Below are 13,167 nucleotides of genomic sequence, written 5' to 3'. Positions count from 1 at the left end.
GGTCGCCAACCTGCGCCAGAGCGCCGAGGCCTTCGCCCTGCTCGGCATCCGTGTGCTGGTGGAGGCGATCAACCCCATCGACATGCCGGGGTTCCTGATCAACACCCCTCAGCAGCTGGACGAGCTGCTGCGCGCGGTGAATCACCCGAATCTCGCGGCGCAGTACGACCTCTACCATATGGCCCGTCAGGAGCTGGACCTGGTCGCCGGCATGCGCCTGTTGGCCGGGCGCATCGGCCACGTGCAGTTCGCCGACTGCCCCGGCCGCGGTGCGCCGGGCACCGGCGAGCTGGCCTTCCTGGCGTTGCTGCGTGCGCTGCGCGAGAGCGGCTACGGCGCTTGGCTGGGGGCGGAGTACAAGCCGGGCGAGGCGGGTACCCAGGCCAGCCTGGGCTGGTTGCAGCCGTTCAGGGAGTACGCGGGCGGTGTTTGAATGGCGCTTTTCCGCGTCGCCGCTAAAGCCCCTCCCACCGTATCTGTGCCGCTGATGTAGGCGACGCTTCAGCGGCGAGCTTTTTGGCTCGGCGTGTTTCGGTCGATAGGACGGAGCCCGGATGCACTCCGGGGATGGCTGGCGCTAGAACCGTGTGCCCACCCGCTCCAGCGGCCGGTAGTGCGGGGGGAACAGGCTGACGATCTCTTCCAGCGGCAGCGGCTTGCTGAACAGGTAGCCCTGCACCTGATCGCAGTCGCGCTCCTGCAGGAAGGCCAGTTGCTCGCTGGTTTCCACGCCCTCGGCCACCACCTTCAGGCGCAGGGCATGGGCCATGGCGATGATCGCGTGGACGATCTCGCGGTCCTGGCTGGAGGCAGCGAGGTCCTGGATAAAGGAACGGTCGACCTTGAGGGTGTCCAGCGGCAGGCGGCGCAGGTAGGCCAGGGACGAATAGCCGGTGCCGAAATCGTCGATCGACAGGCTCACGCCCAGGGCGCGAATGCTCTCCAGCAGGCCGATGGCGCGGTTGATATTGCTCAGCAGCGCGCTTTCGGTGACCTCCAGCTCCAGGCTCTGCCCCGGGCAGCGGCTGTCGTGCAGGATCTGCGCGATGCGTCCGGGCAACTGGTCGTTGCCCAGGTTCAGCGCCGAGCAGTTGACCGCCACCTTCAGTCCCGGATAGCCCATCTCGTCCAGGCTGCGCAGGTCGTGGCAGGCGCGGCGCAGCACCCAGTCGTCGAGCTGGTCGATAAAGCCGTTGGTCTCGGCGATGGCGATGAAGCGCTCCGAGGTGAGCAGGCCGTTCTGCGGGTGGCGCCAGCGCACCAGCGCCTCCAGCTTGTGCAGGGCGCCGCTGCGCAGGTCGATGATCGGCTGGTAGAACAGGGTCAGGCCGTTGTCCTGTTGCAGCGCCTGGCGCAGGTCTTCCTCCAGTTGCAGCTCGAACGAGGCCTTCTGTTTCAGGTGCGGGTTGAAGAAGTGCACCACGTTGCGTCCGCTGCCCTTGGATTGGTACAGCGCCAGGTCGGCATGCTTGAGCAGCTCGTCGGCGCCGCCACCATCGCGCGGGAACAGGCTGATGCCGATGCTGGTGGTCATCACGATCTTGCGCCCGGCCAGCTCTATCGGTTCCTTCATCTGCTCCAGCAGACGCTGGGCCAGGACGCGCGGCGCGGCGTTGCTGTCGAGGCTGGCGACCACGCAGAACTCGTCGCCGCCGAAGCGGGCGATCAGGTCGCGTTCGCGCAGGGCGCCGCGGATGCGCTGGGCGACCACCCGCAGCAGGTCGTCGCCGGCGGCGTGGCCGAGGGTGTCGTTGATCCGCTTGAAGTGATCGATGTCGAGGAACATCACCGCCAGGCCGCGGCCGACTATGGCGTGTTCCTCCAGGGTGGCGGCGAACACCCGGTTGAAGCCGCGGCGGTTGAGCAGCTCGGTCAGCGGGTCGAAGTGCGCCGCCTGTTCCAGCGAGGCCTTGGCCTGGTCGAGCTGCGCCAGCAGGTGGTTGACCCGCTGCAGGTCGCGCTCCTTGTCGTCCAGCTTGCGGTTGGCCCAGGAAGCCACCAGGCTCAGGGCGACCACCGCCAGGGTGATGACGGCCACGCTCAGCCCCAGCTGCAGGCTGTTGTCGGCGCCCTGCACCTCGAGCGTGGCGCCTTGCGGCACCACCAGGTGCAGCGCCGCCATGCCGGTGAAATGCATGGCGGTGATGGCGGCGCCCATCACCAGCGCGGCCGAGTACTTCAGCCAGTGGCGGTAGGGTGCGCTGCTGCTGCGCCGATGATGGGCCAGCAGCTGCGCGGCGAGGCTGGCGCCGATGGCGATGACGATGGACAGGGCGAACAGCCCGCCGTGGTAGTAGGCCTGCGCCGTCGAGCGCATGGCGGCCATGCCGCTGTAGTGCATGGCGGCGATGCCCAGGCCGATGATCGCCGCGGCCAGGGCGCGGCTGCCGAGGCCGGCGTCGCGCTGGGCCATGCAGTAGAGGGCGAGCAGGGCGGCGGCCAGGGCCACCAGCAACGACAGCAGGGTGGTGGCCAGGTCGTAGTGGATGGCCAGCGGCGCGCGGAAGGCCAGCATGCCGATGAAGTGCATCGACCAGATGCCGCCGGCCAGGCACAGCGCGCCGACCAGGCCCCAGGCCAGGCGCATGCCGCGCTGCGGCACCTGGTCGAGGTGCTCGACTATCGCCAGGGTGCCCAGGCTGCCGGCCGTGGCGACCAGGTAGGCGAGCACCGTCAGCCAGGGATCGTGGCTGCAGTCCAGCAGCAGCTGGCTCTGCTCGGGCAGCTGCGCGAGAAACCGAATCGACCACCCATCCATAGCCACCCCCCGCAGTGCAGCCCCGACGCCCTCCTCAGTCAAGCACAAACGTGCCAAGTCAGTCGCTTTTACCGTAATCGTTGAGCGAGATCACCCGAGTCTTGCCGATGCGGTGGCGGTAGATCTCGCGCAGGTACTTGATCGCCTGCTTGACGCTGCCGCGGCTCAGGCGGATGTCGTTGATCGAGACGAACTTGTCGGCGTCGTGGATCAGCTCGCGGTACTTCTTCTCGTACATCGGCTTGATCGCGTACCAGTTGGTGTCGAGGATCTTCGCCGGGTCCTCGTGCTCGTTGAGCATGGCATCGAGCTTGGCCTCGTCGAAGTGCTCGGCGACGATGAAATCGAGCATGGCGTCGTCCAGGCTGTCGTCGAAGCGGTACTGGTCGCGGGCGAAGCAGCGCTTGATGTAGGCGACGATCAGGGTCAGGAAGTCGTCCGACAGGCACGGGCTCTTGACGATCAGGGTGGTCAGCGACAGGTTGGCCGAGGCGCCGATCACCAGGGCATAGCGCTTGAGCGTGGTGTTGGGGAAGAGGTTGTTGAGGTGGGTCTTGAGCCGGTTCAGGTCCATGTAGGACAGCTTGTAGTCCTTGGGCAGGGAGACGATGGACACCACCGAGGAGCAGTTCTTGAAGAAGTGCAGCTCGCTCAGCTGCGTCGCGTCGTAGCCGCTGGCCTTGTACTGCTCCAGGGCCTGGCGATAACGCTTGGACTCGATCGGCAGCAGGCTGATGCCCTCGATGGCCTGGGTCACCTTGTTGAAGTGCGGCAGGTCGATGGAGCGGAAGAACAGGTCGTCGATGTTCAGCCGCGGCGCGTGCTGCTCCTTGTCCAGCACGCGGAATTTCTCCGAGAGCTGCGCCGGCTGTTCGGGCACCACGGATTCGGCGTAGGCCACCGCCACCGGTCCGGCCAGGCTCATGAACAGGTCGTTGGCGTCGAGGCGGATGGTCTCGCCGATGTCGATGCCGGCGCGGCGGAAGTAGTTCTGGTCGTAGTCGCCGGTGACCGCCTGGGCGGTGAGGATGTTGAAGATCTGCTGCGAGATGTACTGGTTGGCGTGGCGCTCCATGGCGGTCACGTCGATGTTGTGGATGCTGCCGTCGCCGCTCTCCTCGGCGTAGCGCATGATGTCGTTGGAGATCAGCATCATGGCGTTCCACGGGCGGATGCGGCGCATCACGCTCTCGGCGCTGCTCTGCTCGTTGTCGAAGTTGTAGGAGAAGTCCCACTCTTCGGCCAGGTACTTGCACAGCAGGCGCCCGGCGTTGATGTGCAGGGCTTCGGACATCTCGCTGCGCTGGTCGGAGATGTTCGGCAGGATGCAGATGCCGCTGGTGAAGATCGGCTCGAAGACGAAACCATGGTCGCGCTGCGCCTCGTCGTCCACGTTGGCCTTGCTGTCGAAGGTCTTGCTCATGTAGGCGAACTGCTGCGCCAGGCCGAACTCCGAGGCCATGCCCGAGCCGGTGCCGCCGCCGGCGCTGAAGATATAGAAGTACAGACGCGACTGGTTGGCCTTGATCCCGCAGGAGTCGATCAGGTAGCTGTGGATGAACTTCCAGTCTTCGTTGGAGAAGCGCTGGGTGTCCTTGTTGAGGATGATCTTGGCCAGGTACTGGCCGAGGATCGGCGCGTTGCCGGCGCCACCGGCATGCACCTCGGACAGGTCCATGATCTTCATCTTGCTGTAGTCGTCGAGAAAGCCGCTCATCTCGCCCTTGCGCGAGAAGCGGATGCGGCCCTCGATGTCCTTGTCCAGGTCGCCGAGCATCACCAGCGGCTCGATCAGGAACACCGGCTTGCTGCTCTTGTGTGGGGCGCGCAGCAGGTTGCTGCGAATCCAGCGGCTGGGTCGCGAGGCCTGCTCGGCGGCGGCGGTGGCCTCGCTGTGGAATTCCTCCAGGTAGAACTGGCGGGCGTTGTACACCAGCGAGGCGACGTCCAGGGCGATGTTCGAGCCGCAGCGGCCGAGGCCGATCAGGCACACCGAGGGGAACTGCTGGATGCGGCTCGACTCGCCCTCGTCCAGCGGCTCGCCCAGGGGGAAGACCAGGTTGCGCAGGCCGTCGAGGTTATCGAGGATGCGCTCGATGTCGCGTTCGGTGAAATACAGGTACTGCTCGCCGGTATCGCCGCGCACCGGCAGCGCGGGCGGCGCCAGCAGGGTGTCGGCGAGATCGGCCAGGGTGGCTTCCTTGGCGGCGGCAACGGCGTCTTTCTTGGTTTTCATCGGTGACAGTCCGGCGAGTCGGTGGGGTATTGGCCATTGGCCATGAAATGGCCAGCCCCATGGTTCTAGCACGGAATAAAGCGCTTCGCATTATTCCAGCCAGATATGAACGATTTTTTGGCGTCAACGCCCCATCGGTGTGCATAAATCCAGCGAATAGTCGCAGACAAGCCGCGGCAAAGCCTCTAGATTGCCCCTCACCCAAGGTTCGGCCGGTGCTGCCAAGGTAGGCGCCACCGCGGTAGGCCCGACGTGGACAACAACAAGAGAGATTGCCATGCAGCCCAACCAGCAAGCATCCAACGCCTGGCGCATCCTGTTCCTGCTATTCCTCGCCAACCTGTTCAACTTCTTCGACCGCACCATCCCCGCCATCATCATCGAGCCGATCCGCCTGGAATGGGGCCTCAGCGACCTGCAGCTGGGGCTGATCGGCACCGCCTTCACCATCGTCTACGCCCTGGCCGGGGTGCCGCTGGGGCGCATGGCCGACACCGGCGCCCGGCGCAAGATCATGGGCTGGGGCCTGGCCGCCTGGAGCGGGCTGACCGCGCTGAACGGCATGGCGTGGAATTTCTGGAGCTTTCTGCTGATTCGCATGGGCGTCGGCATCGGTGAGGCCAGCTACGCGCCGGCGGCCAACTCGCTGATCGGCGACCTGTTCCCGGCGCACAAGCGCGCGCGAGCCATGGGCATCTTCATGCTCGGCCTGCCGCTGGGGTTGCTGCTGGCCTTCTTCACCATCGGCGCCATGGTCCAGGCCTTCGACAGCTGGCGCGCGCCCTTTCTGATCGCCGCCGTGCCTGGGCTGATCCTCGCCCTGTTCCTGTTCTTTATCCGCGAGCCGGCGCGCGGTGCGGCGGAGAGCACCCGGGTCAGCAGCGCGCCGGTGGACAAGCCGCTGCGCAAGGTGCTGGCGATCCGTACCTTCTGGTGGCTGGTGCTGGCCGGGCTGGCGTTCAACTTCGCCTCCTATGCCTGCAATTCCTTCATGGTGCCGATGCTGCAGCGCTACTTCGGTCTGCAGTTGCAGGATGCGGCGATGGCCACCGGGGTGATAGTCGGGCTGACCGGCTTGCTCGGCCTGACCCTGGGCGGCTGGCTGGCGGACAAGGTGCACCAGCGCTGGGCCAATGGCCGTCTGCTGTTCGCGGCTTTCAGCATGCTGCTAGCCTGCCTCTGCACCGCCTGGGCGCTGAGCGCCGGGCGCATCGACACGGCGCTGTTCGTCGGCGTGTTCAGCCTCGGCTGGCTGTTCTCCTACAACTTCTACACCTGCGTCTACACGGCGATCCAGGACGTGGTCGAGCCGCGCCTGCGCGCCACCGCCATGGCCCTGTTCTTCGCCGGCCTGTACTTGCTCGGCGGCGGCCTCGGCCCACTGGCGGTGGGCTGGCTGTCGGATCACTACGCCCAGGCAGCCATGCATGCGGCCGGCGCCAGCGAGATGAGCGAGGCGTTCAAGGCCGTCGGCCTGCACGACGCCATGCTGCTGATTCCTGTGGCGCTGTTTCTCACCCTGTTGGCGCTGCTGCAGGCCGCCCGCTGTTTCCAGCAGGATGCGCTGCGCATGCGCGAGGGGTTGGCTGGGGCTGCTTTGGCTTGATCGTGGGATGGTGCGCGCGGCGCACCCTAAGGGAGTAGGGGCGCCGTGTGAGCTTCGGGGGGAGGGTGCGCCATGCGCACCCATCTCAGGGCACCAGCAGGATCTTGCCGTCGCGCTCGCCGCTGGCGGCCGCGGCCACGGCGTCCTTGATATGGGCCAGGTCGTAGGTGGCGGCGACGCGGGTCTTCAGCTTGCCGCCGGCGATCAGCTGCACCAGCTCGCCGAACACCTTCATCTGCTCGGCCGGCGTGGCCTGCTGGAACCACTTGGCCAGCCAGAAGCCGCGCAGGGTGACGTCGCGGAACACGAAGGAGGCCGGCGATACCAGGCACGGCTGGCCGCTCATCATGCCGTAGTTGACCAGCACGCCGCCGTTGCACAGGGTCGCGGCGATATGGTCGGTGCTGGCGCCGCCCACCGCATCAATGCCCAGGCGCACGTCGGCGCCGCCGGTGGCCGCGCGCACGCGCTTGGCCAGGTCGTGGCCGTCCACCAGCACCAGATCGCCGCCTTCGGCCTCGACGCCGGCCACGGCCGATTCGCGGCGCACCACGTTGATGGTCTTGAAGCCGCGCAGCTTGGCCAGCTGGATCAGGTAGCTGCCGACGCCGGAGTTGGCGGCGTTCTGGATCACCCAGTCGCCCGGCTTGAGGTCGACGAACTCGCTGAGCAGCAGCGAGGCGGTCGGCGGGTTGACGGTGAGCATGGCCAGCTGCAGCGGGTCGGCGTCCGGCAGCGGGATCAGCTTGTCGGCTGGCGCATTGAGGGCGCTGACCCAGGTACCGCAGCCCACCGGCAGCAGCACGTTCTGGCCGACCTTGAGGTTGCCGACGCCCTCGCCGAGCGTTTCGACCCGACCGACGCCCTCGTTGCCGCCGATGGCCGGCAGCGGCGGCAGCATGCCGTAGGCGCCGGTCAGGGTCAGCACGTCGGAGGGGTTGATCGGCGCGGCCAGCACCTTGACCCGCACTTGGCCGGCGGCCGGCGCCGGCAATTGCAGCTCGACCGCTTCGATCACGTCCTGCGGCACCGGGCCGCGTTGCTGGTATTGGGCTTTGAGCATGATGATTCTCCTGGGGCAGGCGCAGAAATGCGTGGAGCCAGTCTAGCCGCGCGCGGGCAAAGCGGAATGAATCGCCGTGCATCCACTCTGGTGATGGGCGGCCGGCGCCGTCTATGCTCAGGGCTCGTTCGAGTCAGGGACGTGGCATGTACAGATGCTGGGTAGGCGTGCTGTTGCTGTGGCTGGCCGCGGGGGCGTGCGGCGAGACGTTGCGCGTCGGTTTCGGCACGCACAAGCCGCCCTACGTGTTCGAGGGCGAGCCGCGCGGTCTGGAATACGAGCTGGTGGACCGCGCCGCGCGCCTGGCGGGGTTCGACATGGCGGCCTACTACGCGCCCATGGAGCGCCTGCACCTGATGCTGCGCCGCGGCGAGATCGACGCCATCACCACCACCAACGAACGCAGCGGCGTCGAGGCCTTCTACTCGGACATCTATATCCACTACCACAACGCCGCGGTCGCCCTGGCCGCGCGCGGCTACCGCATCGAACGCATCGCCGACCTGGGCGGCTACTCGGTCAGCGCCTTCCAGCGCGCCCGCCTGCTGCTGGGCGCGGAGTTCCAACGCATGGCCGAGGGCAATCCGCGTTACCGCGAGGAGGCCCTGCAGATCAACCGCAACCGCCTGCTCTACAGCGGCCGGGTCGAGGTGGTGATCGGCGATCCGCGGATCATCCAGCACTTCAATCGCGAGGTGGCCGAGCAGGTCGACGTCAGCCAGCCGCTGGCCTGGTACCCGCTGTTTCCCCCCACCGCCTACCGGGTCGGCTTCCGCCTGGACGCGCAGCGCCAGCGCTTCGACCAGGGCCTGCGCCAGTTGCGCGCGAGCGGTGCTTATCAGGTGATCGAGCGTCGCTACCTGAGCGACTGAAACCTGGCGAAACCTTTTGCGGGGCTGTCTCGGCCGTACCGCTGTAGCACTATGCGGACTCGTTCCGCGACTCGCATGGAGGAGCCCCGATGTTGCGTCCACACCTGCTTGCCAGCCTTGGCCTGGCAGCGCTGCTGAGCAGCCAGGCGAGCCTGGCCGAGTCCCGCCAACTGCCCAGCGAGCTGGGTCAGCTGCAGATCGAGACCGTTGCCGAGGGGCTGGCCAACCCCTGGGGCCTGGCTTTCCTGCCGGATGGCCAGGGTTACCTGGTGACCGAGCGCCCCGGGCGTCTGCGCCGGATCGCTCCGGACGGCGCCTTGTCGGCGCCGCTGGGCGGCGTGCCCGAGGTGTTCGCGGTGGGCCAGGGCGGTTTGCTCGACGTGGTGCTGTCGCCGGATTTCGCCGCCGACCGTCTGGTCTACCTGTCCTACGCCGAGGCCGGTGACGGTGCGGCCGGCACGGCGGTCGGGCGCGGCCGTTTGTCCGCCGATGCCACGGCGCTGGAGGGCTTCGAGGTGATCTTCCGCCAGCAGCCCAAGCTGTCCAGCGGCACGCACTTCGGCTCGCGCCTGGTGTTCGACCGCGACGGCCACCTGTTCATCGCCCTCGGCGACAACAACCAGCGCTCCACCGCGCAGGCGCTGGACAAGCTGCAGGGCAAGCTGGTGCGCATCCATCCCGACGGGCGCATTCCGGCGGACAACCCCTTCGTCGACCAGGCCGGCGCCCGTGCGGAAGTCTGGTCCTACGGCCACCGCAACCAGCAGGGCGCGGCGCTCAATCCCTGGAGCGGCCGCCTGTGGAGCCACGAGCACGGCCCGCGCGGCGGCGACGAGATCAACATCCCCGAGGCGGGCAAGAACTACGGCTGGCCGCTGGCGACCCATGGCATCAACTACTCGCTGCTGCCGATTCCCGAGGCCAAGGGCGAGGCCGTCGCCGGCACCGAGCCGCCGCACCACGTCTGGGAAAAATCGCCGGCCATCAGCGGCATGGCCTTCTACGACGCCGAGCGTTTCCCGGCCTGGCAGCACAACCTGTTCATCGGCGCGCTGGCCGGCCAGGCGTTGATCCGCCTGCAGCTTGCTGGCGACAAGGTGGTGCACGAGGAGCGTCTGCTGCAACCGCTCAAGGCGCGCATTCGCGACGTGCGCCAGGGGCCGGACGGCTTTCTCTACGTGCTGACGGATGCGAGCGACGGACGACTGCTGCGCCTGGGGTTGGCGCGCGAGTAACGCGGGGGAGGGGGATGCCGGGTGCGCGCTGCGCACCCGCGGGCATTACTTCTTGCTGATGGTGATCTGCCGGGTGCCGCCGTAGGTCTGGCCGCTGACGCCCTTGGCGATCTGCTGGATCTCGCCGCCGCCCTGGAGGAAGGCCGCCACCTGGGCCTCGATGGACTCGCGGGTTTCCACGGCAGGGGCCGGCTTGCTGACTTTGCTGGTGGACGACTTGACGCGCAGGGTGGCCATGACCTTATCTCTCGACGATGGGCGGTCGGCCATTGTGCCTGATCGGGGCGCCGCCTGCTCGCCTAATCGTCTGGGACCGCTCTGGCGGGGCCGCTCGTCGAGGCCCTGGATGCCGGCTAATCGCTTGTTTTCAAGGCACTTAAAGCACTTCTCGACCGGCTGTCGATTAACCGCGCGAGCAACCCTGGCACAGCCGAACTCGGGTAGAATGGCCGGCTGTTTTGGCGAGGTGGAACGCGATGGCCTTAATCGGGCGGATGAATTCTTTGCAGGTGGTCAAGCACACCGACTTCGGTCTGTACCTGGACGGCGGTGCGGACGGCGAAATCCTCCTGCCCAAGCGCTACATCCCCAAGGGCGCGCCGAGCGAGGTGGACGACTGGCTCAACGTGTTCCTCTACCTCGACAGCGAAGACAAGCTGATCGCCACCACCCTGAAACCGAAGATCCAGCTCGGCGAGTTCGCCAGCCTCAAGGTGGTAGATATCAACCGCATCGGCCTGTTCCTCGACTGGGGCCTGGCCAAGGACCTGCTGTTGCCGCACTCCGAGGAGAAGCGTCCGCTGCAGCTCGGCGATTACTGCGTGGTCTACCTCTACCTGGACAAGCGCACCCGCCGCCTCACCGCCACCGCGCGTCTGGACCGTTATCTGGACAAGACCCCGGCCAATTACCAGGTGGGCCAGGAGGTCGATCTGCTGGTGGTCGAGCGCAGCGACCTGGGCTTCAAGGCCATCATCAACGGCCAGCACTGGGGCCTGATCCACAAGAACGAACTGTTCAAGTTCGTGCGCAACGGCATGCGCGAGAAGGGCTATATCAAGGAAGTGCGCGCCGACGGCAAGATCAGCCTGAGCCTGCAGCCGGTGGGGCGCGAGGCGGCCAGCGGCCTCGGCGAGCAGATTCTCGAACGCCTGCGCGCCCAGGGCGGCAGCCTGGCGCTGGGCGACAAGAGCCCGCCCGAGCTGATCGCCGAACATTTTCGCGTCAGCAAGGGCAACTTCAAGAAGGCCATCGGCGGCCTGTACAAGCAGGGCCTGATCCGCATCCACGACGACCGCATCGAACTGCTCGACAGCTGAGCCGCCAGCGGCTTGAGTCGCGCCGCGCCAACTCGCATAATGCCGCCGTCTTCCGCCGGTGTAGCTCAGTTGGTAGAGCAGCGCATTCGTAATGCGAAGGTCGCAGGTTCGACTCCTGTCTCCGGCACCATCCAACCCAAGGGCTTGCAGCGATGCAGGCCCTTGGCGTTTTCGGGCGTAGAATGCCGGGAACCTTGGTTCTGCCTGTGAGGTGCCCATGTTGGTCCGACTGCTGCTGCCGATCCTGTTCTGTGCATGGGCCTTGCCTTCCTGGGCCGATGTCACGCAGCCGATCCGGGTGATTCCCAAGAGCTATGTCAGCCCCGGCGCCAGCGGCAGTGTGTCCGGTTCGGCGCATTTTCAGCAGTACGATCTCTATGGCGGCCAGCGTCTGCCGCAGGCGCCGCTGCGCGAGGAGAGCCGCTACGGCAGCCATGCCAGCGAGGTACGCGGCGGCATTCGGCAGAGCATCGAGTATCCCGGCGGATTGCGTCTGGAACTGCAACCCGGCGGCGGCAGTTACCAGCAGCAGCGCAGCCGCTGAGTGCGGTCGGCCTCGCCAGGCGGGCGTGGCGTCAGCGCCGGCGATCCGCGGCGTGGTGGGCGGCGGTCCCTTGTGGTGCGGGTTCGTTGCGGTCGATGACCACGCGGTTGCGGCCGCCGCTCTTGGCTTGATAGAGGCACTCGTCGGCGCGTTGCAGCCAGCTTTCCCAATGTTCGCCGCTGCGCAGGATGGCGCCGCCGATGGACACCGTCACCGGCCCGCCGGGGCTTTCCAGTTCACTCTCGACGCGCTTCAGCAGATGCTGGGCGGCGGCATGCAGGCCGTCGAGCTCGGTGTTGGGCAGCAGCAGGAGAAATTCCTCGCCGCCGAAGCGGAACAGGCGGTCTTCCTTGCGCGAACAGCGCTTGACCAGTTCGACGAAGGCCACCAGCACCTGGTCGCCGATGTGGTGGCCGAAGCGGTCGTTGATCTGCTTGAAGTGGTCCAGGTCCATCACCAGCAGGCCGAAGCTGTCGCTGTGGCGGCGGTGGCTGGACATGGCGATCTTCAGTTCCTCGTTCATCGCCCGGCGGTTGCGCGCGCCGGTCAGCGGGTCGTGGATGGCCAGCAGTTGCAACTGGTCGCGCTGGGTGCGGGTGCGGACGGCGAAGATGAAGCTGAGCACGCTGGCCATCATCCCGGTGACCAGGAAGGAGACCATCTGGTAGTGGCTGTCGAACACGCTGCCGGGCACCAGCAGGGCGTGCGCCACCAGACAGGCGAGCACCAGGGCGGTGGCCAGCAGGGCCTTGCGGGGGGTGACCATGAAGAAGTTGAAGAGGATCAGCGGGTAGATCCAGAACAGGCCGTTGACCCCGAGGTTGATGGCGATCAGCGTCGAGCCGATGGAGAACACCGTGGCCAGGTAGATGCCCGGTTTGACCGTGTCGCGGGTGCGCCAGGCGTAGAACACGGCGAACAGGGTGGAGAGCACGATGATGGTGTCGGCTATGCCCACGAGGTAGTTGCCGTGCAGCAGGCGGTACACGGCGTAGGGTGAGATGCCCAGGACGCCGAACAGGCCCATCAGGGTGATGATCGACAGCTGGAAATCTTCGCGCAGGCGCTTGAGCAAGCGGGCAGTCTTGATGGCCATAAGCGTTCTTGTCGTTGTTATGTGGCAAGCATGCAGAGCTTTGACCGCTTATGGCAAGGGTAGATCCTGAGCAAAGTGCCAGCATTTGCGCCAGGCCGACGAGTCGCTCCGGCGCTTGAGGCCGGTTTGGTTAACCGCTGCGCATTTGCAACCGGCTGGCCGGTGACAGTTCGCCAGCGCCGCCGCATCATGGGCCGCCCGCCATCAGTTCAAGGATCTGCGCGTGTCCCAGTCATCGCCTCCATCCGTGGTATTCGCCGCGCAAAGCGTCGCCGGCCAGGTGCGCACGCACAACGAGGACGCCCTGGCCTGTCGCCCCGAGCTCGGTTTATGGGCGCTGGCCGACGGCATGGGCGGCCACGAGCGCGGTGAGGTGGCCAGCGCCCTGGCGCTGCAGGGCCTGATCGACGCGTTGCAGCACGGCGCCGAGCTGGCCGC

The 13,167-nt window shown here is 66.8% G+C and carries 12 protein-coding genes and 1 tRNA gene; 8 read left to right on the top strand and 5 right to left on the bottom strand.

From position 1 onward, the window contains the following. Positions 1 to 433, top strand: a 433-nt coding sequence (locus tag N878_RS00665) for a TIM barrel protein (RefSeq protein ID WP_021441772.1), incomplete at its 5' end; no start/stop codon positions are given. A 144-nt stretch (positions 434 to 577) separates the two neighbouring features. Here the strand turns inward: N878_RS00665 and N878_RS00660 are convergent. Both N878_RS00660 and N878_RS00655 read right to left on the bottom strand, forming a co-directional pair. Next, positions 578 to 2,758 carry a bifunctional diguanylate cyclase/phosphodiesterase gene (locus N878_RS00660; RefSeq protein ID WP_021441771.1) on the bottom strand — a complete coding sequence of 727 codons (2,181 nt, stop codon included), beginning with the start codon at positions 2,756 to 2,758 and terminating at the stop codon, positions 578 to 580. Between the two features lie 58 nt (positions 2,759 to 2,816). Continuing rightward, complete coding sequence (locus N878_RS00655; RefSeq protein WP_021441770.1) at positions 2,817 to 4,994, bottom strand: hypothetical protein; 2,178 nt, start codon at positions 4,992 to 4,994, stop codon at positions 2,817 to 2,819. 277 nt (positions 4,995 to 5,271) lie between these two features. Between N878_RS00655 and N878_RS00650 the strand changes: the two genes are divergently transcribed. Continuing rightward, on the top strand, positions 5,272 to 6,600 hold the full coding sequence (locus tag N878_RS00650; RefSeq protein WP_021441769.1) for an MFS transporter: 1,329 nt from the start codon (positions 5,272 to 5,274) through the stop codon (positions 6,598 to 6,600). A gap of 85 nt (positions 6,601 to 6,685) precedes the next feature. On the opposite strand, the gene N878_RS00645 is transcribed toward N878_RS00650, so the two are convergent. Beyond that, complete coding sequence (locus N878_RS00645) at positions 6,686 to 7,663, bottom strand: zinc-dependent alcohol dehydrogenase family protein (RefSeq protein ID WP_021441768.1); 978 nt, start codon at positions 7,661 to 7,663, stop codon at positions 6,686 to 6,688. A gap of 146 nt (positions 7,664 to 7,809) precedes the next feature. Between N878_RS00645 and N878_RS00640 the strand changes: the two genes are divergently transcribed. Both N878_RS00640 and N878_RS00635 read left to right on the top strand, forming a co-directional pair. Next, positions 7,810 to 8,535, top strand: a complete 726-nt coding sequence (locus N878_RS00640) for an ABC transporter substrate-binding protein (protein ID WP_031302495.1) — start codon at positions 7,810 to 7,812, stop codon at positions 8,533 to 8,535. Between the two features lie 89 nt (positions 8,536 to 8,624). Next, complete coding sequence (locus N878_RS00635) at positions 8,625 to 9,770, top strand: PQQ-dependent sugar dehydrogenase (RefSeq protein ID WP_021441766.1); 1,146 nt, start codon at positions 8,625 to 8,627, stop codon at positions 9,768 to 9,770. Between the two features lie 45 nt (positions 9,771 to 9,815). On the opposite strand, the gene N878_RS00630 is transcribed toward N878_RS00635, so the two are convergent. After that, positions 9,816 to 10,007: a hypothetical protein gene (locus N878_RS00630; RefSeq protein WP_021441765.1), complete on the bottom strand. Its 192-nt coding sequence runs from the start codon at positions 10,005 to 10,007 to the stop codon at positions 9,816 to 9,818. Positions 10,008 to 10,246: 239 nt separating this feature from the next. Between N878_RS00630 and N878_RS00625 the strand changes: the two genes are divergently transcribed. The 3 genes from N878_RS00625 to N878_RS00615 all read left to right on the top strand — a co-directional run bounded on the left by N878_RS00625 (position 10,247) and on the right by N878_RS00615 (position 11,633). Further along, entirely contained in the window at positions 10,247 to 11,089 is an 843-nt protein-coding gene (locus tag N878_RS00625) for a S1 RNA-binding domain-containing protein (protein ID WP_031302493.1), read from the top strand. 54 nt (positions 11,090 to 11,143) lie between these two features. Then, positions 11,144 to 11,219, top strand: a tRNA-Thr gene (locus tag N878_RS00620). Positions 11,220 to 11,306: 87 nt separating this feature from the next. Further along, complete coding sequence (locus tag N878_RS00615) at positions 11,307 to 11,633, top strand: hypothetical protein (RefSeq protein WP_021441763.1); 327 nt, start codon at positions 11,307 to 11,309, stop codon at positions 11,631 to 11,633. Positions 11,634 to 11,664: 31 nt separating this feature from the next. Here N878_RS00615 and N878_RS00610 read toward each other — a convergent pair whose 3' ends face one another. After that, entirely contained in the window at positions 11,665 to 12,729 is a 1,065-nt protein-coding gene (locus N878_RS00610) for a diguanylate cyclase (RefSeq protein ID WP_021441762.1), read from the bottom strand. 223 nt (positions 12,730 to 12,952) lie between these two features. Here N878_RS00610 and N878_RS00605 point away from each other — a divergent pair. Continuing rightward, a partial coding sequence (locus N878_RS00605) for a PP2C family serine/threonine-protein phosphatase (RefSeq protein ID WP_368664881.1) occupies positions 12,953 to 13,167 on the top strand: 215 nt, incomplete at its 3' end.

It is taken from the genome of Pseudomonas sp. EGD-AK9 (genome assembly GCF_000465935.2).
Taxonomy (GTDB): Bacteria; Pseudomonadota; Gammaproteobacteria; order Pseudomonadales; family Pseudomonadaceae; genus Aquipseudomonas.
This window is presented reverse-complemented; position numbering and strand designations above follow the sequence as displayed.

Bases quoted from the DNA above. Each gene is read 5' to 3' on its own strand.
- N878_RS00640 (WP_031302495.1), top strand. From the start codon at position 7,810: ATGTACAGATGCTGGGTAGGCGTGCTGTTGCTGTGGCTGGCCGCGGGG.
- N878_RS00645 (WP_021441768.1), bottom strand. From the start codon at position 7,663: ATGCTCAAAGCCCAATACCAGCAACGCGGCCCGGTGCCGCAGGACGTG.
- N878_RS00615 (WP_021441763.1), top strand. From the start codon at position 11,307: ATGTTGGTCCGACTGCTGCTGCCGATCCTGTTCTGTGCATGGGCCTTG.
- N878_RS00630 (WP_021441765.1), bottom strand. From the start codon at position 10,007: ATGGCCACCCTGCGCGTCAAGTCGTCCACCAGCAAAGTCAGCAAGCCG.
- N878_RS00610 (WP_021441762.1), bottom strand. From the start codon at position 12,729: ATGGCCATCAAGACTGCCCGCTTGCTCAAGCGCCTGCGCGAAGATTTC.
- N878_RS00625 (WP_031302493.1), top strand. From the start codon at position 10,247: ATGGCCTTAATCGGGCGGATGAATTCTTTGCAGGTGGTCAAGCACACC.
- N878_RS00660 (WP_021441771.1), bottom strand. From the start codon at position 2,758: ATGGATGGGTGGTCGATTCGGTTTCTCGCGCAGCTGCCCGAGCAGAGC.
- N878_RS00655 (WP_021441770.1), bottom strand. From the start codon at position 4,994: ATGAAAACCAAGAAAGACGCCGTTGCCGCCGCCAAGGAAGCCACCCTG.
- N878_RS00635 (WP_021441766.1), top strand. From the start codon at position 8,625: ATGTTGCGTCCACACCTGCTTGCCAGCCTTGGCCTGGCAGCGCTGCTG.
- N878_RS00650 (WP_021441769.1), top strand. From the start codon at position 5,272: ATGCAGCCCAACCAGCAAGCATCCAACGCCTGGCGCATCCTGTTCCTG.